This window comes from Rhodococcus sp. S3, from assembly GCF_058211795.1.
Window position 1 is genome coordinate 401,758 of the sequence record NZ_CM177074.1, and the last position, 21,508, is coordinate 423,265.

Annotated in this window: 21 protein-coding genes, 1 tRNA gene and 1 pseudogene; 12 read left to right on the forward strand and 11 right to left on the reverse strand. The window is 68.0% G+C overall.

The annotated features are described in order from the left end of the window. Positions 1–9: 9 nt before the first annotated feature. The gene (locus tag AC0LPE_RS01870) at positions 10–531 is read right to left on the reverse strand and encodes a YdcF family protein (protein WP_490606299.1); all 522 of its coding nucleotides are present in this window, start codon (positions 529–531) and stop codon (positions 10–12) included. A gap of 373 nt (positions 532–904) precedes the next feature. On the opposite strand from AC0LPE_RS01870, the pseudogene AC0LPE_RS01875 reads away from it, so the two are divergent. Continuing rightward, a pseudogene (locus AC0LPE_RS01875) lies at positions 905–2,398 on the forward strand (amino acid permease). Positions 2,399–2,462: 64 nt separating this feature from the next. Here the strand turns inward: AC0LPE_RS01875 and AC0LPE_RS01880 are convergent. Together AC0LPE_RS01880 and AC0LPE_RS01885 are read right to left on the reverse strand one after the other, a co-directional pair. Then, positions 2,463–2,536, reverse strand: a tRNA-Pro gene (locus tag AC0LPE_RS01880). 54 nt (positions 2,537–2,590) lie between these two features. After that, complete coding sequence (locus AC0LPE_RS01885; RefSeq protein ID WP_059383099.1) at positions 2,591–3,544, reverse strand: metallophosphoesterase; 954 nt, start codon at positions 3,542–3,544, stop codon at positions 2,591–2,593. Between the two features lie 66 nt (positions 3,545–3,610). On the opposite strand from AC0LPE_RS01885, the gene AC0LPE_RS01890 reads away from it, so the two are divergent. Further along, positions 3,611–4,087 (forward strand): GatB/YqeY domain-containing protein, encoded by a 477-nt coding sequence (locus AC0LPE_RS01890; RefSeq protein WP_016693221.1) that lies wholly within the window; start codon positions 3,611–3,613, stop codon positions 4,085–4,087. A gap of 79 nt (positions 4,088–4,166) precedes the next feature. On the opposite strand, the gene AC0LPE_RS01895 is transcribed toward AC0LPE_RS01890, so the two are convergent. Then, entirely contained in the window at positions 4,167–6,593 is a 2,427-nt protein-coding gene (locus AC0LPE_RS01895) for a penicillin-binding protein (RefSeq protein WP_026061357.1), read from the reverse strand. Positions 6,594–6,886: 293 nt separating this feature from the next. On the opposite strand from AC0LPE_RS01895, the gene AC0LPE_RS01900 reads away from it, so the two are divergent. After that, positions 6,887–7,210 carry a WhiB family transcriptional regulator gene (locus AC0LPE_RS01900; protein ID WP_006552432.1) on the forward strand — a complete coding sequence of 108 codons (324 nt, stop codon included), beginning with the start codon at positions 6,887–6,889 and terminating at the stop codon, positions 7,208–7,210. Positions 7,211–7,259: 49 nt separating this feature from the next. On the opposite strand, the gene bagB is transcribed toward AC0LPE_RS01900, so the two are convergent. Next, positions 7,260–8,390 carry an ATPase BagB gene (gene bagB, locus AC0LPE_RS01905; protein WP_016693224.1) on the reverse strand — a complete coding sequence of 377 codons (1,131 nt, stop codon included), beginning with the start codon at positions 8,388–8,390 and terminating at the stop codon, positions 7,260–7,262. Further along, positions 8,387–9,403: an ATPase BagA gene (gene bagA / locus AC0LPE_RS01910; RefSeq protein ID WP_490606300.1), complete on the reverse strand. Its 1,017-nt coding sequence runs from the start codon at positions 9,401–9,403 to the stop codon at positions 8,387–8,389. Before bagA ends, bagB begins: the two co-directional genes overlap by 4 nt. Before the next feature lie 50 nt (positions 9,404–9,453). Between bagA and sp36 the strand changes: the two genes are divergently transcribed. The 3 genes from sp36 to AC0LPE_RS01925 are packed head-to-tail and all read left to right on the forward strand — an operon-like array spanning position 9,454 to position 10,933. Beyond that, positions 9,454–9,618, forward strand: coding sequence for a Sp36 family protein (sp36, locus tag AC0LPE_RS01915; protein ID WP_006552429.1), 165 nt, complete (start codon positions 9,454–9,456; stop codon positions 9,616–9,618). Between the two features lie 3 nt (positions 9,619–9,621). After that, positions 9,622–10,086 carry a RidA family protein gene (locus AC0LPE_RS01920; protein ID WP_160876050.1) on the forward strand — a complete coding sequence of 155 codons (465 nt, stop codon included), beginning with the start codon at positions 9,622–9,624 and terminating at the stop codon, positions 10,084–10,086. A gap of 58 nt (positions 10,087–10,144) precedes the next feature. After that, positions 10,145–10,933 carry an MBL fold metallo-hydrolase gene (locus tag AC0LPE_RS01925; RefSeq protein WP_088898797.1) on the forward strand — a complete coding sequence of 263 codons (789 nt, stop codon included), beginning with the start codon at positions 10,145–10,147 and terminating at the stop codon, positions 10,931–10,933. A 79-nt stretch (positions 10,934–11,012) separates the two neighbouring features. On the opposite strand, the gene AC0LPE_RS01930 is transcribed toward AC0LPE_RS01925, so the two are convergent. Together AC0LPE_RS01930 and AC0LPE_RS01935 are read right to left on the reverse strand one after the other, a co-directional pair. After that, positions 11,013–11,687, reverse strand: a complete 675-nt coding sequence (locus AC0LPE_RS01930; protein ID WP_006552426.1) for a Crp/Fnr family transcriptional regulator — start codon at positions 11,685–11,687, stop codon at positions 11,013–11,015. Positions 11,688–11,878: 191 nt separating this feature from the next. Next, positions 11,879–12,151 (reverse strand): hypothetical protein, encoded by a 273-nt coding sequence (locus AC0LPE_RS01935; protein ID WP_490605507.1) that lies wholly within the window; start codon positions 12,149–12,151, stop codon positions 11,879–11,881. Between the two features lie 72 nt (positions 12,152–12,223). Between AC0LPE_RS01935 and nth the strand changes: the two genes are divergently transcribed. The 4 genes from nth to marP are packed head-to-tail and all read left to right on the forward strand — an operon-like array spanning position 12,224 to position 15,573. Continuing rightward, complete coding sequence (gene nth, locus AC0LPE_RS01940; protein WP_016693229.1) at positions 12,224–13,018, forward strand: endonuclease III; 795 nt, start codon at positions 12,224–12,226, stop codon at positions 13,016–13,018. A 4-nt stretch (positions 13,019–13,022) separates the two neighbouring features. Further along, entirely contained in the window at positions 13,023–13,694 is a 672-nt protein-coding gene (locus AC0LPE_RS01945) for a TlpA family protein disulfide reductase (RefSeq protein WP_088898795.1), read from the forward strand. Further along, positions 13,691–14,389 (forward strand): NUDIX hydrolase, encoded by a 699-nt coding sequence (locus tag AC0LPE_RS01950; protein ID WP_016693231.1) that lies wholly within the window; start codon positions 13,691–13,693, stop codon positions 14,387–14,389. Before AC0LPE_RS01945 ends, AC0LPE_RS01950 begins: the two co-directional genes overlap by 4 nt. Continuing rightward, positions 14,386–15,573 (forward strand): acid resistance serine protease MarP, encoded by a 1,188-nt coding sequence (gene marP, locus AC0LPE_RS01955; RefSeq protein WP_016693232.1) that lies wholly within the window; start codon positions 14,386–14,388, stop codon positions 15,571–15,573. The genes AC0LPE_RS01950 and marP overlap by 4 nt, the downstream gene beginning before the upstream one ends. Before the next feature lie 27 nt (positions 15,574–15,600). On the opposite strand, the gene AC0LPE_RS01960 is transcribed toward marP, so the two are convergent. Genes AC0LPE_RS01960 through nhaA form a run of 3 tightly spaced genes read right to left on the reverse strand, consistent with a single transcriptional unit; the run spans position 15,601 to position 18,282 of the window. Continuing rightward, a complete protein-coding gene (locus tag AC0LPE_RS01960) occupies positions 15,601–16,536 on the reverse strand; it encodes an alpha/beta fold hydrolase (RefSeq protein WP_160876047.1) in 936 nt (311 codons plus the stop codon). Positions 16,537–16,552: 16 nt separating this feature from the next. Continuing rightward, on the reverse strand, positions 16,553–17,068 hold the full coding sequence (locus AC0LPE_RS01965; protein ID WP_016693234.1) for a phage holin family protein: 516 nt from the start codon (positions 17,066–17,068) through the stop codon (positions 16,553–16,555). Continuing rightward, on the reverse strand, positions 17,068–18,282 hold the full coding sequence (nhaA, locus tag AC0LPE_RS01970) for a Na+/H+ antiporter NhaA (protein ID WP_026061359.1): 1,215 nt from the start codon (positions 18,280–18,282) through the stop codon (positions 17,068–17,070). Before nhaA ends, AC0LPE_RS01965 begins: the two co-directional genes overlap by 1 nt. A 201-nt stretch (positions 18,283–18,483) precedes the next feature. Between nhaA and AC0LPE_RS01975 the strand changes: the two genes are divergently transcribed. Beyond that, entirely contained in the window at positions 18,484–19,854 is a 1,371-nt protein-coding gene (locus AC0LPE_RS01975; protein WP_490605508.1) for an MFS transporter, read from the forward strand. Positions 19,855–20,298: 444 nt separating this feature from the next. Then, a complete protein-coding gene (locus tag AC0LPE_RS01980; protein ID WP_248690839.1) occupies positions 20,299–21,489 on the forward strand; it encodes an IS30 family transposase in 1,191 nt (396 codons plus the stop codon). The last annotated feature ends 19 nt before the right edge of the window (positions 21,490–21,508 follow it).

A 21,508-nucleotide genomic window follows, 5' to 3' on the forward strand; every position in this document is an offset into this window, starting at 1 on the left:
CGTCCCGTCTCAGCACCCCGTGTGCGAGAAGGCCCGCATGTAGCCGGCGGTCTGATAGGCGTACGCCCATGCCCAGTACGACAGGGCGATGTCGGCGGGGCTGGCGGCCATGATGAGCTCGCCGTCGAAGCATCGGTCGAGGATGAAGCGCGCGCGGGAGACGTGCGGCACGAACGTCACGACGATGACGCTCTCCCAGCCGCGCTGCTCCGCGAGGCGACGCAGTTCCATCGCTTCACCGCGTGTGGTCGCCGGCTCCGGCTCGAAGCACGTGACGGGGAATTCGTAACGCGGGTGGTCGCACAGGTCCGTCAACCAGACGTCCTTCGTGCCGTTGGGATTCGAGACCACGACCTCGGGTGCGAAGCCTTCGAGTGCGAGTTCGAGGGCGTACGGATAACGCTCGTAGATCGCACCGCCGAGGACGAAGATCGCATCCGCGCGGCGGTACGGGCTCAGGTTCTCGATCTCGATCTGCGGAGCCACGTAGACGGGCACTCCCGCAGCGATGAATGCGCACGCCACGAGCACGAGGACGGCGAACCACCGTCGTCGCCGGGGCCGTGGCCTGGTGAGTGTGGAACCTCCGGAGTTCTCCGGCGCGTCCTGCCGGGAGGCCCTGTGTCGTCGCGTCATCCGCTGTTTTCCGTTCCCCCCGACCGGAGTCGGAGCGTCTCGCGAGTGCGGTGCCGCGTTTCAGTTTAGGGTATATAAGTCTGTTTTCGTGCCTAAAACAAACTTGAAGAATCTTTTGCGCGGGCACGGCATCCGCTTTTCCCTGCACAGAAGCACCGTTCCAGGAGCGGATGGCGGCCTATTCTGCTCTTACGCCCTGCGGCAGAACAGCTCGCAACCTCGGGTCGTGCCCGAAGCGATGGGGTTCCCCTCCGGGGAGAGGATCGCGATGACTCGGATCGGTAGGACCCCGAGGACCGGACTCCTGCGTGCCAAGTCGGTGGAGCAGTCCATCCGTGACACGGACGAACCGGATTCGAAATTGCGCAAGGACCTGACCGCCTGGGATCTCATCGTGTTCGGCGTCGCAGTCGTCATCGGCGCCGGCATCTTCACGCTCACCGCCCGCACCGCGGGTAACGTCGCCGGTCCGTCGGTGTCCCTGGCCTTCGTGTTCGCTGCGATCGCGTGCGCGCTCGCAGCCCTCTGCTACGCCGAGTTCGCCTCGACCGTGCCTGTCGCCGGCAGTGCCTACACCTACTCGTTCGCGACCTTCGGAGAGTTCGTCGCGTGGATCATCGGATGGGATCTCATCCTCGAGTTCGCCCTCGCCGCAGCGGTGGTGGCGAAGGGGTGGTAGCTCTACCTCCACGAGGTCGTGGCCGTGTCGTCGAGCGTCATGATCGGACCGGTGAAGATCGACTGGGGTGCGATCCTGATCGTCGCGGTGATCGGCGTGCTGCTCGCCACGGGAACCAAACTCTCGTCCCGGGTCTCACTGGTCATCACGTCGATCAAGATCGCAGTGGTGGTGTTCGTGGTGGTTCTCGGCGCCTTCTACATCGAGACCGAGAACTATTCGCCGTTCGTCCCGCCCTCGGAAGCCGGCGACACAGGTGAGGGGTTGCACCAGTCGTTGTTCTCGTTCGCGACCGGGGCAGGCGGCAGCACCTTCGGCTGGTACGGGTTGTTGGCCGCAGCCAGCATGGTGTTCTTCGCGTTCATCGGATTCGACGTCGTCGCCACCACGGCCGAGGAAACGCGCAACCCGCAGAAGGCGGTGCCGATCGGCATCCTCGGCTCGCTCGCGATCGTGACGGTGCTGTACGTGGCCGTCAGCCTCGTCCTCACCGGCATGGTCGACTACACCGAGCTCGAAGGGGACGAGTCGACACTGGCGACGGCCTTCGCACTCAACGGGATGGACTGGGCCAAGAACCTGATCTCGATCGGCGCCCTCGCGGGTCTGACCACGGTCGTGATGGTGCTGATGCTGGGTCAGACGAGGGTGCTGTTCGCGATGGCACGGGACGGACTCATGCCACGCGGGCTCTCCCACACGGGCAGCCATGGAACTCCGGTACGCACGACGGTGCTCGTGGCGGTGATCGTCGCAGTACTCGCGGGGCTCGTGCCGCTCGGCACTCTCGAGGAGATGGTCAACATCGGCACACTCTTCGCGTTCGTACTCGTGTCGATCGGCGTGATCGTGTTGCGGCGCACGCGACCGGACCTCGAACGCGGGTTCCTGGTGCCGCTGGTACCTCTGGTGCCCATCCTTGCGGTGATCGCCTGTGTGTGGCTCATGGTGAATCTGTCCGTCGAGACATGGTTGCGGTTCGTGGCATGGATGCTCCTCGGCCTGATCATCTACTTCGCCTACAGCCGGAACCACTCCGTCCTCGCGACCCCATCCCGGGTTCGGGCCGGCCCGGAAACGTAGTCGGGAAAGCAATCAGGGCACTTTCTCCGCGAGGAGAAAGTGCCCTGACGAGTTCTTCCACGAGTCGGGGTGGCGGGATTCGAACCCACGACCTCTTCGTCCCGAACGAAGCGCGCTACCAAGCTGCGCCACACCCCGTATTGAACCTCGGTCAGCTTACAACACGAGGCCGCAGAAGATTAAATCGGCTGGTCAGCGACGTAACCCGGCGCGCTCTGCCGCATCGCCGCTGGCCTGCTGCGCGGTGTCGCGCGAGGCCGGAACGAGGGTCAGCAGAGTGGCCTCCGGACGGCAGAAGAACCGAGCGGGAGCGAACGGCGACGTGCCGATGCCCGCGGAGACGTGCAGTCGCATGTGGGCACCCCAGCGCGACGCGCCCTTCACCCGCGACCGGTCGATCCCGCAGTTGGTCACCAGCGCGCCGTAGAACGGCAGGCACAGCTGGCCGCCGTGGGTGTGGCCGGCGAGGACGAGGTCGTAGCCGTCCTCGGCGAAGCGATCGAGCACCCGAGGCTCGGGGGAGTGCGTCATGCCCAGTCGCAGATCGGCCGAGGGATCGGCCGCACCGGCGATCGTCTCGTACCGGTCGCGGTCGAGATGCGGGTCGTCGACACCACCGACGGCGATGCGTACGCCGCCGACCTCGATGTCACGGCGCACGTGCGTCATGTCCTGCCAGCCACGTTCGGTGAACGCCGCACGCAGGTCGCCCCACGGGAGCGGAGGACCGTAGACGCGGTCGTGGTCCTTGTCGAAGTAGGCGAGCGGGTTCTTCAGCACGGGAGCGAAGTAGTCGTTGCTCCCGAAGACGAACAGACCCGGGCGGGCGAGGAGTCCGCCGAGCGCCTGGACGACGGCCGGAACGGCCTTCGGGTGCGACAGGTTGTCGCCCGTGTTCACGACGAGATCGGGCTCGAGGCCGTCGAGCTCGCGCAACCAGTTCTGTTTCAGCTTCTGGTTGGGAGTCATGTGCAGGTCGCTGATGTGCAGGACCCGCAGTGTCGACGCGCCGGGCGCGAGCACCGGCACCGTGACCTCGCGAAGGGTGAACGCGTTCCGTTCGATCAACGTGGCGTAACCGAGGCCGAGAGCGGCGGCGCCGGCAGCACCGAGGGTTACGCGGCGAATTGCAGACAGGTCAGGCACTTCTCCAGCGTACCGCCGTGCGTGGTCCTCGCACGTGGTTCGCCTGCCCCGCGTAGCGTTTCCGGCATGAGCGACACCACATCCTCCCTCGAATCCAGGCTGCGGACGGACCTGACCGCAGCGATGAAGGACAAGGACAAACTGCGGACCGAGACCCTCCGGATGCTGCTCGCGGCGGTCCGGAACGAGGCGGTGTCCGGCAAGGAGGCGCGTGAGCTGTCCGACGACGAGGTGCTCAAGGTCCTCGCGAAGGAGTCGAAGAAGCGTGGCGAGGCCGCCGAGGTCTACACCGAGAACGGCCGCGGTGAGCTCGCGGCCAAGGAGCACGCCGAAGCGCGCATCATCGACGAGTATCTGCCCACCCCGCTGACCGATGCCGAGCTCGTCGATGTCGTCGACACCGCCCTCGCGCGCGTCGCGGAGGAGATCGGCGCGCGTCCGGGTCCGAAGAACATGGGCCAGGTGATGAAGGCCGCCACCGAGATCGCGGCAGGGAAGGCCGACGGCAAGCGCCTGTCCGCGGCCGTGCGTTCACGCCTGTAACCGAAACGGCCGCGCAGTTCTGGTCGACCGTCACGAGGACGGGGCGACGAGAACTGCACGGCCGTGGAAGCCCTGCGGCTCAGTTGTCGGGGCGGCTCGGTGTCGTCGTGGGAGTGGAGTCCTCCTCCGCCGGCGGACTCGACTCGCTCTGCTCGAGCTCACGTCCCGGGATGGGCGCGGGCGTCGATCGGCGGGTCGTGTCGGGCACCTCGCGGTCGCGCGGGCGGGCCGGGGTGGCGCTTGTGGTGGGAGCCACGCGGACCGATCCGTCGCTGATGAACAGTGTGACCGTCGATCCCGGGACGGCCGAGCCGCTCGGGGACGTACCCGTCACCGTTCCGGCGCGTTCCTCACCGGCGATCGTCGCCTCCGAGACCGAGAATCCGGCGTCCTGCAGTCGCTGGACCGCGCGGTCCTTCGACAGGCCCGTCACGTCCGGAACCTGGGCGTTGCCCGCGCCGCGGACGTACCGGGGATCGGGGGCGGGCAGTTCGATGGAGCCGAACTTGTTCGCCACCGGCAGCATCGCCGAGAACCATGTCCGCGCCGGTTCGGTACCGCCGAAGAGGTTGCCGTCGTAGCAGGGGCGGACCGGACCCGAGCAGATCTGGCCGGGGGTGGGGGAGTCGCCGTAGGTGTAGACCACACCGGCGAACCGGTTGGTGAAGCCGAGGAAGGCCGACGACATGTGCGATTCCGTCGTACCGGTCTTCGCCGCGACCGGCAGGTTCCAGCCCACCGATCCCGCGGCACCCGAGGCGGTACCGCCGGCGGCGGTGTCCTTGCTCATCGCCGTGGCGAGGGTGTCGGCGAGGCCGGGCTCGACCACCTGCTCGCAGGCCTGCTGCGTGATCGGTACGGGCTTGCCCTCGCGGTCGAAGACCTCCTCGATCGGGCTGGGCGGGCACCACTTGCCGTGCGAGGCGAGGGTCGCCGCGACGTTCGACAGTTCGAGCGCGTTGATCCACGTCGGGCCGAGCGTGTACGAGCCGAGGTGCTGGTCCTTCTGCATCTCGGCCATCGACTGGTCGCCGAAGCCGGAGGTGCGCGGCTGCAGGTACGAACGCAGACCCAGGCGCACCGACATGTCGACGGCCGCGTCGACGCCGGTGGCCTCGATGAGCTTGACGAACGCCGTGTTCGGCGACTGTGCCAGCGCGTCGGTCACCGACAGTCGCGACGGATACGGTGCGGCGTTCTCGACGCAGTAGTAGTTGGCCGGGCAGCCGCGGGCGCCGCCGTCGCCCAGACCGCGGGCGTTGTAGCGGGACGGGACGTCGAGCACGGCCGAGGTGCCCAGGCCCTGTTCCATGGCGGCGGCGACGGTGAATATCTTGAAGATCGACCCGGCGCCGTGACCGGCCAGCGAGTAGGGCTGCGGCTGGACCGTCTCCTTGGCCTCGGCGTCGAGGCCGAACTTGCGGCTCGACCCCATGGCGAGGACCTTGTGCGAATCCTGGCCCGGCTCGATCACGTTCATCACCGAGGCCACGTCGTCGACGGTGGGGCTGGTGAACCGGTCGAGCGATTCCTTGACGGAGTTCTGGACCTCGGGGTCGAGGGTCGTGCGGATGAGATATCCGCCCCGGTCGATCTGCTCGCGCGACAGTCCGGAGTTCTCGAGGTACTGCAGCGCGTACTCGCAGAAGTAGCCGCGGTCGTCGGCGGCGATGCAGCCGCGGGGGAGCGTGTTGGGCTCGGGCAGCACGCCGAGCGGCAGTTCCTTCGCGGCGCGGATCTCGTCGGCGCGCTCGGGGATGTTGTCGATCATCGTGTCGAGCACGATGTTGCGACGGGTGAGTACGCCGTCGGGATTGGTGTACGGGTTCAGCGCCGAGCTGGACTGCACCATGCCCGCGAGCATCGCGGCCTGCGGGATGTTCAGGTCCTTCGCGTCGATGCCGAAGTAGGTCTGGGCGGCGTCCTGGATGCCGAACGAACCGTTGCCGAAGGGGACGAGGTTCAGATAGCGGGTGAGGATCTCGTCCTTGGTGAGCTGATCGTCGAGGGTCAGCGCCATGCGGATCTCACGGATCTTGCGGGCCGGCGTCGTCTCGATCGCCGCGCGGCGTTCGGCGTCGGTCTTCGCGATCACGTGCAGCAGGTAGTTCTTGACGTACTGCTGGTCGATCGTGGAGGCGCCCTGCTCGACCTGACCGCTCGTGGTGTTGGTGAGGAACGCGCGGATGGTGCCCTGCCAGTCGACGCCCTGGTGCTCGGGGAACCGCTTGTCCTCGATCGAGACGATCGCCAGTTTCATCTCGTTCGAGATCTGGTCGCTGGGCACCTCGAAGCGACGCTGGTCGTAGAGCCACGCGATCGGCTCACCCGCCTTGTCGACCATGGTTGTCACGGCTGGGACGACACCTTCGACGAGCTCTGCGGAACTGTTGTCGACGGTGTCCGCGGCGCGGTTCGAGACGTACCCGAATCCACCCGCGGCCGGGAAGAGCATCCCTGCTACGAGAACGCCGCCGAGGGCCGTGCAACCAGCGAGCTTCGCCACCGTTCTTCGGATCGACACGCCTACACACTACGTGGCGGGGGACCGGCCGGCGGTTTCCAGGGAGCGGGCGTGGCACGACGGGCGCTGTGAAAACGCCTCCGACGTGCAACTTTGTACGTACGTACCAGAAAAGGTTTCGTTCGCCTTGCGCGTGGGCATCAGTTTACCTAGATTGAGACATCAGTGTGACGCAGATAACACCTTGACGGGCAGGTTTCGCGCCGTCGCGGCACACGGACGGCGCAGACCTCGAACACCGCGAACCGGCGTTCGGAAAGTAAAGGGGCAACTGAATGCACATGACCACCCCGACGACCCGACTCGACGTCGACCAGGCCGAAGCGCGCATCGCTTGGGTCTCCAAGGCTCGCTGCCGCGAAGTCGATCCCGATGAACTGTTCGTGCGTGGCGCAGCGCAGCGCAAGGCTGCGGTGATCTGCCGGCACTGCCCGGTGATGCTCGAGTGCGGGGCGGACGCCCTCGACAACCGTGTCGAGTTCGGCGTGTGGGGAGGCATGACGGAGCGGCAGCGTCGTGCTCTCCTCAAGCAGCATCCCGAGGTCGAGTCCTGGGCCGATTTCTTCCAGGCGCAGCGACAGCACCAGAGCGCGGTCTAGTCACCACCTCACCGGTACACGAACCGCCGAGATCATGACCCGCGAGACATCACGCCTCGCGGGTCAATTGCTCGCCCACCGCCCGCAGCGCCTCGAGATCCGAGACCTCGAAGGGCAGCGAGGGCACCCCGACCACGGGGACGGCAGGGTTCGCCGCGGTGAAGTTGCGTAGCAACCGCAGCTCCCGCTTGGCGATCACCGCCCGGTGCGCGTGGATGCGGAGAACGGCCTCAGCGGCCTTCGCGTCCACGCCTTCCTCCTCGGCGAGCTGATCCGCTGCGGTGAGGGCGTGATCGGACGGCAGCGCCGACAGTGTCGGATGGGTGCGGTTGAGCACCAGGCCCGACAGCGGCATGCGATCGCCCGAGAGTCGCTCGACGAAGAACGACGCCTCGCGCAGGGCATCGGGTTCGGGTGCCGCGACCACCATGAAGTGGGTTCCCGGCTGCTGCAGCAACCGGTAGGTGCGGTTGGCGCGCTCGCGGAAACCCCCGAACATCGAGTCCAGCGACTGCACGAAGGCCGACGCGTCCGACAGCATCTGGCTCCCGACGATCGTCGAGACCGCCTTGAGCGCGAGCCCCATCGCGCCCGTCACCAGGCGGCCGAAGCCACGTCCGGGTGCCGTGAAGATCCGGATCATCCGGCCGTCGAGGAACGCCCCGAGCCGCTGGGGAGCGTCGAGGAAGTCGAGTGCGTTCCGGGACGGCGGGGTGTCGACGATGATGAGATCCCACTCGTCGCTCTGCGCGAGCTGACCGAGCTTCTCCATCGCCATGTACTCCTGCGTGCCGGAGAACGACGACGCCACGGTCTGATAGAAGGGGTTGTCGAGGATCTGCTGCGCCTTCTCCGGCGTCGAGTGCTCGAGCACCATGTCGTCGAAGGTGCGACGCATGTTGAGCATCATCGCGTGCAGCTCGCCCTTCGCCTCCGGCCCGAGCTCCACCTTCTGCGGTGAATTGTCGAGCGAGGCGACCCCGAGGGCCTGTGCCAGTCGCCGCGCAGGGTCGATCGTGAGCACCACGACGCTGCGGCCCCGCTCGGCCGCGCGCAACGCGAGCGCCGCGGCGGTGGTCGTCTTGCCGACACCGCCCGACCCGCAGCACACGATCACCCGGGACGAGCGGTCGTCCAGGATGCGGGCGACGTCGAGGACCTTCCGGATCGGTGCGCTCATCGGACACCCTGCTCGGCGAGGGCGTCGGCGAGTTCGTAGAGGCCACCGAGATCGACACCGTCGGCGAGGGCCGGTAGGGACATGCGTGCCACCTTCACTTCGTCGAGTTGAGCGGCGCTCACCTGTTGCGCCTGGAGTACCGCGGCGTGCTCGATGGTCTCGGTCAGCAGGCCGGCGAAATCGTCGTCGGAGAGCTTGACGGACACCCTCTCCAGGGTCGTCCGGATCGCGGGCCCGGCGATGCGGCCGGCGGCGACGTCGTCGACGAGTTCCTCGGGCAGGTGTTCGGGGGCGGTGCGGTTGACGATCACCGTGCCCATCCGGAGATCGGCGGCCTCGAGTTCCTCCACCGCGTCGGCCGTCTCCTGCACGGGCAGTGCCTCGAGCAGGGTCACCAGGTGGACGACGGTCTGATCGGAGTGCAGCAGCCGGACCACGCCCTCGCTCTGCGACCGGATCGGACCGGACTTCGCGAGGTCGGCCATGGCCTTGGTGACATCGAGGAAGCTGCCGATGCGGCCGGTGGGCGGGGAATCGACGACGACCGCGTCGTAGACAGGGGTGCCCGTCGCGTCGGTCCGCACCACGGTCTCCTTGATCTTGCCGGTGAGGATCACGTCGCGCAGACCCGGCGCGAGCGTGGTCACGAACTCGATCGCGCCCATCCGCCGCATCGCGCGACCTGCGAATCCGAGGTTGTAGAACATGTCGAGGTATTCGAGGAAGGCCGCCTCGATGTCGATCGCGAGAGCCGACACCTCACCGCCACCCGGCGCGGTCGCGATCTTCGTCTCGACCGGCGGGAGCGGCGGCACGTCGAACAGCTGCGCGATGCCCTGACGTCCCTCGGTCTCGACGAGCAGGACCTTGCGACCTCCGGCGGCGAGCGCCAGCGCGAGCGCTGCGGCCACGGTGGACTTCCCGGTGCCACCCTTGCCGGACACGAAGTGCAATCGCGCCTCGGCGGCGCCTGCCGGCCATTCGCCGGAATGTGATGTCGGAGATGCCACGATCACGAGCCTATAAGTCGTGGACGGTGAACGGTGCCGGATAGGGTCAGGACATGAGTGAAACCACCACATGGGAATACGCAACCGTGCCGCTGCTCACGCACGCGACCAAGCAGATCCTCGACCAGTGGGGTGCCGACGGCTGGGAGCTCGTCACCGTCCTGCCCGGCCCCACCGGTGAGCAGCACGTCGCCTACCTCAAGCGTCCGAAGGGCTGACCCGTGTCGCACAACACCTGGAGCGAACGCCTGACCGAACTCGGCATCACCCTGCCGCCGGTCGCCGCCCCGGTGGCGGCGTACGTGCCCGCCGTCCGCAACGGCGACGTCGTCTACACCTCCGGTCAGCTGCCGCTGGTCGACGGGAAGCTGACGCACACCGGCAAGGTGGGCGCCGCGGTGTCGGCGGAGGAGGCGAAGACCGCGGCTCGCACCGCCGCGCTCAACGCGCTCGCCGCCGTCGATGCTCTCGTCGGACTCGACAACATCGCGAGCGTCGTGAAGGTCGTCGGCTTCGTGGCGTCCGCCGAGGGCTTCACCGGGCAGCCCGGCGTCATCAACGGCGCGTCGGAACTGCTCGGGGAGATCTTCGGTGAGGTCGGCGCGCATGCCCGTTCGGCCGTCGGCGTCGCGGAGCTGCCCCTCGGCGCTCCCGTCGAGGTCGAGTTGATGGTGGAAGTACGCTGACGCCACCCTCCCCGACCGAGGGCGGCTCCCGACGGATCCGACACGAGAGGCACGACTGATGGCGCTGGTCCACCCCGCCTACGCGCAGCTACGGCAGGTCACCGAGAACGCCGCGGTGATCCTGGCCGAGAACCCCTCGATCATGTCCCTCGAGGGAACGAACACCTGGATCCTCCGGGCGCCCGGCAGCGACGAGTGCGTCGTGGTCGATCCGGGTCCCCTCGACGAAGGGCATCTCGAGCGGATCGCGCAGGTGCCGGTGGCGGCGACCCTCATCAGTCACCGCCACTTCGACCACACCGAGGGTGCCGAGCGGTTCTCGCAGCTCGCGGAATGCCCGGTGCACGCGGTGCTGCCGGAACACCGCCATGGCGGTGGGCAGCAGCTGTCCGACGGCGACGTCGTCGAGGCGGCGGGTCTGCGCATCCGGGTCGTCGCGACCCCGGGTCACACCGCCGATTCGCTGTCGTTCGTGATCGAGCAGGACCGCAGTGTGCTCACCGCCGACACCATCCTCGGCCGCGGCACGACCGTGCTCGACGACTCCGACGGTGACCTCGGCGACTACCTGCGGTCGCTGAGGTCGCTCATCGGTCTCGGCGGTGGCTACACGGTGCTGCCCGGGCACGGTCCCGAGCTGCCCGATCTGGAGACGATCGCGCGGGAGTACCTCGCGCACCGGGAGGGCCGGCTCGAGCAGGTGCGCGGTGCGCTGCGCACCCTCGGCGCCGACGCCTCCGCACGGCAGGTCGTCGAGCACGTCTACGCCGACGTCGACCCCTCGCTGTGGGGTGCGGCGGAGAAGTCGGTCAACGTGCAGCTGGAATACCTGCGCAGCCACGGCTGAGCCAGGGCAGCCCGGACGGGCCGGAACACACGAAAGGCCGGGACGCAGCGAGCGTCCCGGCCTTTCGGCGATCTGTGGGTCAGCGAGCGCGACGCGCCAGACGCTCCGAGTCGGAGATCAGCACGCTCTTGCCCTCGAGACGCAGCCAGCCACGGTGCGCGAAGTCGGCCAGGGCCTTGTTCACGGTCTCGCGGGAGGCGCCGACGAGCTGCGCGATCTCTTCCTGCGTCAGGTCGTGCGTGACACGCAGGGCGCCGGCCTCCTGGGTGCCGAAACGCTGGGCGAGCTGCAGCAGCGCCTTGGCGACACGACCGGGGACGTCGGTGAAGATCAGGTCGGCGAGGCTGTTGTTGGTGCGACGCAGACGACGGGCCAGCACGCGGAGGAGCTGCTCGGCGATCTCGGGGCGCTGGTCGATCCACGCCTTGAGTGCGTCGCGGTCCATGCTCACGGCACGCACCTCGGTGACGGTGGTGGCGGTGGAGGTGCGCGGACCCGGGTCGAAGATCGACAGCTCGCCGAACATGTCGGACGGGCCCATGATCGTCAGGAGGTTCTCGCGGCCGTCGGGCGAACGACGTCCGAGCTTCACCTTGCCGGAAACGATGATGTACAGCCGATCGCCGGGCTCACCCTCGTTGAAGATGACATGGCCGCGCGGGAAATCTACAGGCTGAAGCTCTTTGATCAGCGCCGCAACCGCCGAGGGCTCGACTCCTTGGAAGATGCCTGCTCTGGCCAGGACCTCGTCCACGTGCGCTCCTTTTGGGAATGATTCGTCATCTACTGCCGGGTCTGCACGTCGACGGACTTCCCGGGCAGGTCACCTGTCAGGCGTACGAGCGCCCAGTCTATCGTGCGCGCTGCACGAGTGAGTGACCGATACCACGGAAACGGTCGACGAACCCGATCATCGGCACTTCGAGGCTACCGGCAGGTAGTCGTTCAGCTGGCGCGGCGCGCGCGCAGATGGCCGTCCGAATCGTCCGCTCCGTCGGCGCTCGGTCCGCGGCGGCGGCGACGCTGGAAGCGAGCCAGGGCCCCGGGGAAACCTTCACGAGCGAGTGCCGCGACATCGGCCTGGTCCGCTTTGTCGAGGAACTCCTCCACTTCCTGCTCGCGGACGGACAACCGACTCAAGCGCGCTTCGACACGTTCCATGGACAGTGCGAACAAGATGAGCAGCACCGGGAAGAGGACGACAGCAAGAGCTTGCATACCCGGAAGTAAACACCCGGAAGGTCTCGGAAGAGACACGGGGCCGGATCCTGGGGAGAGTGTTTACGTAGAGTGGATCAGGTGCATGCCACCCAGTCCGAGAGCCCCGAGACGGCCCCGCGCCGAGTGAACGGAAAGGCTCGCGGACCGGAGTCGCGACTGGCGCTCGTCCGTCGCGCACGACGGATGAACCGACGCCTCGCCGAGGCCTTCCCGCACGTCTACTGCGAGCTCGACTTCACGAATCCGCTCGAGCTCGCCGTCGCCACGATCCTGTCGGCACAGTGCACGGATGTGCGGGTCAACCAGGTGACTCCCGCTCTGTTCGCCCGGTATCCCGACGCCCGCGCGTACGCGGAGGCCGACCGCGCCGAGCTCGAGGAGTACATCCGCTCGACCGGCTTCTACCGCAACAAGGCCAACTCGCTCATCGGCCTCGGTCAGGCTCTGCTCGAGCGGCACGACGGTGAGGTTCCGGCCCGCCTGAAGGATCTCGTCGCGCTGCCCGGCATCGGCCGCAAGACCGCCAACGTCATCCTCGGCAACGCCTTCGATGTGCCGGGTATCACGGTCGACACCCACTTCCAGCGGCTCGTGCGTCGCTGGGAATGGACCGACGAGACCGATCCGGTCAAGATCGAGCACGCGGTGGGTGCGCTCATCGAGCGCAAGGAGTGGACGCTGCTGTCCCATCGCGTGATCTTCCACGGTCGGCGCGTGTGCCACGCACGCAAGCCGGCATGCGGGGTGTGTGTCCTCGCGAAGGACTGCCCCTCCTACGGGACCGGGCCCACCGATCCGCAGACCGCGGCCGCGCTGGTGAAGGGACCGGAGACCGAGCACCTGCTCGAGCTGGCCGGGCGGTGACGGAGTGCGTCCTTCCACAGCAGGCCGCTGGAGCCTGGCAGCCCTCGTCGTCGTCATCGCGTTGATCGTCGCCATCTGGCCGCGCGACCGCAGCGACCCGCCACCGGCCACCGGTTCGGGACCGGCCACTCCCTCGGCCGCACCCGTGGACCGCCGGCCCCAGGACGACGCGCAGGCCCTCGCCCCGCTGCGCGAGAACGCCGCACTGGATCCGTGCCCGCAGCCGGGCGTGTCCTCGCCCGCTCCCGCCGGTCCGCTCGCCGGGCTGGTCTTCGAGTGCGTGGGCGACGGATCTCCCGTCGACCTCGCGGCCGCCCTCGCCGGAAAACCCGCCGTGGTGAACCTGTGGGCCTGGTGGTGCGCTCCCTGCGCCGAGGAACTACCGGTTCTCCAGGACTACGCAGCCCGGGTGGGCGAGGAGGTCACCGTCGTCACCGTCCACACCGACCCGAACGAGTCGAACGCCCTCGGCCGGCTCACCGACTACGGCGTGCACCTGCCGGGTGTGCAGGACGGCTCGGGACGCGTGCAGGCCGCGGTCGGCGCGCCCGCCGTCCTTCCCGTGACGGTGCTGCTCCGCGCCGACGGATCGGTCGCCGCGGTGCTCCCGATCCCGTTCCGGTCGGCCGACGAGGTCGCCTCGGTCGTCGAGGAGCACCTGGGGGTGGCCGCATGATCCCCGAATGGCTCCGGCGCGTCGCCTCGGTCTCGCCCACCGACCCGCACGGTCTCAACCCGATCCTGAACCGCCGCGCCCCGCGCGACGCGCGGGTGCGGCAGGCCTCGGTGCTGGTGTTGTTCGGCGGGTCGCCGGAGGCCGATCCGATGGCCCGCGGCGGACTTCCCGCCGATGCCGACGTCCTGCTCACCCAGCGCGCCGCGACCCTGCGGCAGCACAGCGGGCAGGTGGCCTTCCCCGGAGGCGCCGCCGATCCCGAGGACTACGGCGCCATCCACACCGCACTGCGTGAAGCGGAGGAGGAGACCGGCCTGGATCCGTCCGGGATCCGGCCGCTCGCCGTGCTCCCCGAACTGTTCATCCCGCCTTCCGGCTTCGACGTGACCCCCGTGGTCGCCTACTGGGAGACCCCGAGCCCCGTCGGCGTCGTCGATCCGCAGGAGGCGACCCGCGTGGTCCGGGTGTCGCTGCACGAGCTGCTCGACCCCGACAACCGTTTCCAGGTCCGGCACCGGCTGGGTTATCAGGGCCCGGCCTTCCAGGTGGACGGGATGCTGGTCTGGGGCTTCACCGCGGGCGTGCTCGCGGGTCTGTTCGCGGTGTCGGGGTGGGAGATCGAGTGGGATCACCACGATGTCCGTGACCTCGACGTCGTACTCGCCGAACTGGAGACGGGGGTGGTCGAATCATGACCGGATCGGGCTGGATCGATCTGATCATCGTGGTGATCGTCCTGATCGCCGCGTCCTCCGGGCTCCGGCAGGGAGCCGTCGCTTCGGCGCTCGCCTTCCTGGGCGTGTTGCTCGGTGCGGTCGCGGGCATCCTCATCGCCCCGCACGTGCTCGTGCACATCGACGACGCGCGCATGCGCATCCTCGCCGGGATCGCACTGATCGTGGTGCTGGTGGTGATCGGCGAGGTGGCCGGCATGGTGCTCGGACGCGCCGCGCGCAGCGGCATCCACAGTCCGGGCGCGCGGGCGGTGGACAGCGTCGTCGGTGCCGGGCTGCAGTCGGTCGCGGTGCTCGTCGCCGCGTGGCTGCTCGCCATCCCACTGACCGCCACGACCCAGCCCGCCGTCTCCGCGGCCGTGCGGGGATCCCAGGTGCTGGGGACTGTCGACGACGTCGCCCCCGACTGGATGCGCGCGATCCCCAACGAGTTCTCGGCGCTGCTCGACACCTCGGGTCTGCCCGAGGTGATCGGGCCGTTCGGACGCACCCCGATCGCCGAGGTCGAGGCACCCGACGGTGGTCTCCTCGAAGGATCGGTGCCCGCCCGGCTGCAGACGAGCGTGCTGCGCATCAACGGCGTCGCCCCCAGCTGCCAGAAGGCGCTCGAAGGATCCGGTTTCGTCGTGGCGCCCGAACGGGTGATGACGAACGCGCACGTCGTGGCCGGAACCGCAGCGGTGACCGTCGATACGGAGGGCGGTCCGCTCGAAGCGACCGTCGTGCTGTTCGACCCGGAGGTGGACGTCGCGATCCTCGCGGTGCCGGGACTGACTGCGCAGCCGCTGGGCTTCGCGCCGGAGCCGGCGGAGTCGGGTGACGACGCGATCGTGCTCGGCTACCCGGGCGGTGGCCCGTACACGGCGAGCGCGGCGCGCATCCGCGAGACGCTCGACCTGCAGGGCCCGGACATCTACCGCGGCGGCACCGTCGAACGCGAGGTGTACACGGTGCGCGGCACGATCCGGCAGGGCAACTCGGGTGGTCCGCTGGTCGATCCGTCCGGCAGCGTCCTCGGCATGGTCTTCGGCGCGGCGGTCGACGACACCGACACCGGTTTCGTTCTCACCGCCGCAGAGGTCAGCCGGCAGCTGGAGATGGCCGGAGTGAATCAGCCGGTCGCGACCGGCGCCTGCATCGTCTGACGCCTGCCCGTCCGGCGGACGGGCAGGTCAGTCGAGCCTGCGGACGAAGTCGGCGAGCAACGCCGTCACCGCGTCGGGCTTCTCCTGATGGGCGTAGTGGCCGGCCCCGTCGACGAACTTCAGGATCCGTCCGGGGGCGTGCCGCACGCAGCGTCGGAGGGTCGCGGCGAGCACGTAGGGATCCAGCGCGCCGTGCAGCTGCAGGATCGGCAGGGTGAGCTCGACGTCCATGGCCTTCATGAAGCGGCGACCGTCGGGACGCCACTGGCTGCGGAACGCCCAGCGCTGGTACTCGAGGGTCAGGTGCGCCGTGCCCGGGATGCGGATCGCGGTGCGCAGCCGGTCGACGACGTCGGCGAACTCGTCGGTGCGTCGCCAGTCCGGGCCGCACCGCACGCGCAGCAGCCGTTCGATCTCGAGGCCGTTGTCGCGGACCAGTTTCCGTTCGGGACGCCACGGCAGCTGGTAGGCGAGGAAGGTCGGCAGCAGGGCCTTGCGTTGCGCGTGGTCGCGCAGGGTCGCATCGCGCAGCGAGATGGGGTGCGGGGAGTCGACGACCGCGATCGCCCGCACGACATGGGGATGGAGCACCGCGGTCGCCCAGCACACGAGGCCGCCGTCGGCGTGGCCCACGAGGATCGCCTCGGTGTGCCCGAGGGCGCGGATCAGTCCCGCGATGTCGTTCGAGAGCGTCCAGCCGTCGTATCCGCGCGGCGGCCTGTCCGTGTCGCCGTAACCGCGCAGGTCCACCGCGACCGCCCGGTAGCCGAGATCGGCGAAGGCGGTGAGCTGGTGACGCCACGACCACCACAGGTCGGCGAAGCCGTGCACGAACACCACGAGCGGTGTGTCCGGGTCGTGCGGGCCGGCTTCGACGGCATGGAAGCGGATGCCGTTGGCGTGGATGTCTCGATGCGTCCACGGTCCGGGATACCGGACCGTGGACGGGTCGGGGACGGGCACTGACGGTTCCGGTTCGTCAGCGGGTGGCGTGACGCGGCGCGGCGTGGCGCGGGCCGTCGGCGTCGTGTCCGTCCTGGCTGCTCGGAAGGATCGACGCGGTCTGCTTGAGCGAGTCGATGGTCTTGTTGGGCGCGCGCAACTTGCGGACCCGCATGTAGCCGATCAGGGCCAGCAGGCCCGTCACCACCAGCATGATCAGGAAGACGATGAGGAAGGCGAGCCAGCGCGCCACCCAGACGTCGAGGAGTTCGGCGAGAAAGAAGAAGAAGAAGAACGAACTGAAGGTCAGCACGGCGAGCGCGAGGATGAAGAACAGGCTGCCCTGCACGCCCTTCTTGACCTCACCGGTCACCTCGGCCTTGGCGAGCTGGACTTCGGCGCGGAACAGCGTGGACAGCTGCGTCGCGGCGTCGCGTACCAGTTCGCCCACACTGGCATCGCGGGGTGTCGGAGCGTCCACCTTCGTCAACGGGATGCCCGAGATGCTCGACGGGACTCCGTTCTCCGGACGATTCGCGTTCGTCACGCTCACTACTCGACCCCTTCGGTTGGTTCGTTCCGTTGGCGGTGGGCGCGCCCACGCCGTAACAGTAGCGCCGACCCGAGGAGAGAGGCGATCAATGATGTCACCAGCACGGCGGCCTTGGCGATCTCGGCGGAGTCTCCGGTCAGCGACAACTCGGTGATCAGCAGACTCACGGTGAATCCGATCGCGCCGAGCACGGCGAGGGCGAAGACGTCGCCCCACTGCAGCCCGGTCGGTTTCGTCGCGACCCGGAAGCGGATGGCCACCCACGTGCTGCCGAAGATGCCGACGGTCTTGCCGACGAGCAGACCGAGGACGATGGCGAGGCCGACGGGCTCGGTGAAGACGTTGCCGAGCATCTCGGCGCCGATGGGAACACCCGAGGCGAACAACGCGAAGATGGGGACGCACAGACCTGCCGACCACGGCTGGAGGCGGTGGGCGAGTCGCTCGGCGGGCCCGTAGTCCTCCCCGGGATCGGTGCGGACGCGGGTGAGCAGGCCCAGAAGGACCCCGGCGACGGTCGCGTGGATGCCGGCGCTGTGCATCGCGTACCAGGTGAACAGCGCGAGCGGCACGTACAGCAACGGGGTGGTGATGCGTTGCTTCTGCGCGAACCAGTACGCCGCTGCCGCAGCCACCGTGGCGACCATCCAGCCGAGCGCGAGGCCGGAGGTGAACAGGATCGCGATGAGTGCGATGCCGATCAGGTCGTCGACGACGGCCAGGCTCAGCAGGAAGACCCGGGCGCTGGTGGGGATGCGCGAACCGGTGAGTGCGAGCACGCCGAGAGCGAAGGCGATGTCGGTTGCGACCGGGATCGCCCAGCCCCGGTCCATGCCGGGGGTTCCCCAACCCACGGCGGCGGCGATGAGGGCCGGCAGCAGCACACCGCCGCAGGCCGCGATGACCGGAAGGATCGCCTTCCTGCGGTCGGCGAGTTCACCGATGACCAGTTCGCGCTTGAGCTCGAGGCCGGCGACGAAGAAGAAGACGGCGAGCAGTCCGTCCTTCGCCCACGTCCCGAGCGACAGGTGCAGATGGAGGAACTCCGGCCCGATCTCGAAGTCGCGCAAGGCGGTGTAGGAGTCGCCGAAGGGGGAGTTGATCCAGATCAGCGCGATCGCCGCGGCGATGAGCAGCAGTGAACCGCCGACCGTCTCGGCGCGGAGATAGCGGTTCAGGGAACTGGTCCAGGTAACGGAGGAAGTGTCGGACACGGGCGTCTTTCGCTGGGCGGATACGGGCACGGGCGAACCGTCGCCGACCAGACTTCCCGGCACACCGGGGAAGAGTCTAACGCCGGACGGAGGGCGTCCGTAGGAGTGTCCGATTTGCGGTGGGCGGAAACTCGGGTGTTCACTTTTCCTAGTAAATGGGATTCGGTCTCAGAATGTGAGTGGAGTAATGGGGATGGTTCAGTGAGCACATCGGTCGGAGTGGAGGACGGGGGTTCCTCGCTCGTCGCAGGCGTTCCTCGCCGGCGCATCGTCGTCGCCAGCATGGTCGGCACGTCCATCGAGTTCTACGACTTCTACATCTATGCGACAGCCGCCGTCTCGGTCTTCCCGCACCTGTTCTTCCCGCAGGGCAACAGCACGACCGCGCTGCTCGCCTCCCTCGCGACCTTCGGTATCGCCTTCGTCGCCCGCCCGGTCGGATCCGTCCTCTTCGGACACTTCGGCGACCGCATCGGCCGCAAGGTCACCCTCGTCGGCTCACTCCTGACGATGGGCATCGCGACCTTCCTCATCGGCCTGCTGCCGACCTACCACCAGGCCGGACTCATCGCACCGGCCTTGCTGGCGCTCATGCGCTTCTGCCAGGGTCTGGGTCTCGGTGGGGAGTGGTCGGGGGCGGCGCTGCTCGCCACCGAGACGGCCGAACCCGGCAAGCGCGCCTGGGCGGCGATGTGGCCGCAGCTCGGCGCACCCATCGGCTTCATCGGCGCCAACGGCCTGTTCCTGATCATCACGTTGACGCTCGGCCACGACAACGGTGATCCCGACCTGTCGAGCGCCTTCCTCGAATGGGGCTGGCGCATCCCGTTCCTGCTCAGCGCCATCATGGTGATCATCGGTCTGTACGTCCGGCTCAAGCTCGAGGAGACGCCGGTCTTCGCCAAGGCCGTCGCCGAGGGCAAGAAGGTCAAGACGCCTCTCGCCGAGGTGTTCAAGACCAGCTGGCGGCAGCTGATCATCGGCACCTTCGTCATGCTCGCGACGTACACGCTCTTCTACATCATGACCACCTGGGTCCTGAGCTTCGGAACGGGCAGGACCCCCGCCGAAGGCGGCCACGGCGCCGGATTCCAGTACTCGGACTTCCTCGTGCTGCAGCTGGTCGCGGTGCTGTTCTTCGCCGCGGCCGTGCCCCTCGCCGGATGGCTCGCCGACCGCTACGGACGCCGCTCGACCCTGCTCGTCGTCACGGGCGCGATCATGGTGTTCGGCCTGTGCTTCCAGTTCCTGCTGTCGAGCGACGGCATGAGCTCCGGCCGCATGCTGTTCTTCCTCATCGTCGGCATGCTGCTCATGGGTCTGACCTTCGGGCCGCAGAGCGCGATCCTGCCCGAGCTGTTCCCGACGAACGTCCGCTACACCGGCTCCGGGATCTCCTACAACGTCTCGAGCATCCTCGGTGCCGCCGTCGCCCCGTTCATCGCGACCTGGCTCGCCACGAGCTACGGCGTCGGCTGGGTGGGCATCTACCTGCTCATCGCCGCGGCGACGACCTTCGTGGCGCTGCTCGTCGTCAAGGAGACGCGCGACCGGTCGCTCGACGAGGTGTAGTCAGTCGTACCGACCGCGAAAGGCCCCTCCCGGATCGATGGCGGGTTCACATGATCGTCGCAACACTCTCAACGAGAGGTTGCGACGATCATGTCGTTCACGGAGGACTGCGACCGGTTCGGTAACCAACTGGCACGACTGATCGATGCCGGGATTCCGGTCAAGGAGGCCGCGGCCGCGATCGGGCTGCCCCGGCAGCGGTGCTACGCGATCTTGAGGGCCATCGACCGGCCGGCGGGTAGATCCCGTGGCCCGGCCGGCACCGCCGACCGTGCGCTGATCGTGTCTGTCTACAACGAGACCGGGTCGATCAATCGGGCGGCGAAGGCATCGAAGGTCGCGCACTCGGTGGCCCGCCGGATCCTGGTGGACGAGGGACTGGTCGGCAGGGAGAAAATCTCACCGAAGGGCAAACTCGAAGCCAAGCGTCGTTGCCTGGAGTTGATCGCAGCGGGCTGGTCGGCCAGACGAGCAGCCCGTGAGGTCGGGGTCAACGAACGCACCGCACGGGACTGGCGGCAGGGAATCCGGCGCTCGAACAATAAGCGGATCCATCCCGATGGGCGGGTGGTGGACTACCACCACGGAACCGTCTACACACAGTCTGTGACCAGTGTGACCTGTGAGGGCAGCGGACGGCCGGCGATCAGCGACCGGTATCTGTCGACCGAGGACCGGATCGCGATCGCCGACGGCCTGCTCGTCGAGGATTCGCTGCGAACCATCGCCGCTCGGATCGGCAAGAACGTCTCGACCGTCTCGCGGGAGATTCGTCGGCACAGCATCGAGGGCAGCTACCTGCCGTATCAGGCCGATCGAGCCGCCGCCACGGCCCGGGCGCGGCCCAAGCAGTCCAAACTGGTGGTGAACACGGTCCTGCGGGCAGCGGTCGAGGAAGGCCTGTCCCGGAAGTTGTCACCGGAGCAGATCTCGCACCGTCTACGCCGGGATCATCCCGACGACGAAAGTATGCGGGTGAGCCACGAAACGATCTACCAAGCCCTCTACTTCCAAGCCCGAGGCGGCCTCAAAAAGCAAGTACAACAGTCACTTCGGACCGGACGGGCGAGACGTAAACCGCACCGCGCGGACGGTCAGCGGTATCAGCGATTCACCGATCCGATGGTGATGATCAGTGACCGGCCCGCCGAGGTCGCCGACCGTGCGGTGCCCGGGCACTGGGAAGGCGATTTGATCACCGGTGAGCTGAACAAGACCGCGATCGGCACCCTCGTCGAACGCACCACCCGCTACACGATGCTGCTGCACCTGCCGAACGGGCACGACGCCGAATCCGTGCGGGACGCGCTCATCGCCGCGATGAAAGACCTGCCCGCCCATCTTCGTGGCTCGCTGACCTGGGATCAAGGCGCCGAGATGGCCCGGCACAAGCAGTTCGGTATCGCTGCCGATATGGCCGTCTACTTCTGTGACCCGGCCAGCCCCTGGCAGCGCGGCACCAACGAGAACACCAACGGACTGCTGCGGCAGTATTTCCCCAAGGGCACCGATCTGAGTGTCTACAGCCCGGCGGACCTCGAGCACGTCGCCCAGGAGCTCAACGGCCGGCCACGCAAAACGCTCGGCTGGGATACTCCAGCCGAGCGTCTGCGTGATCTAATCACCACCAACTAACAGCGGTGTTGCGTCGACC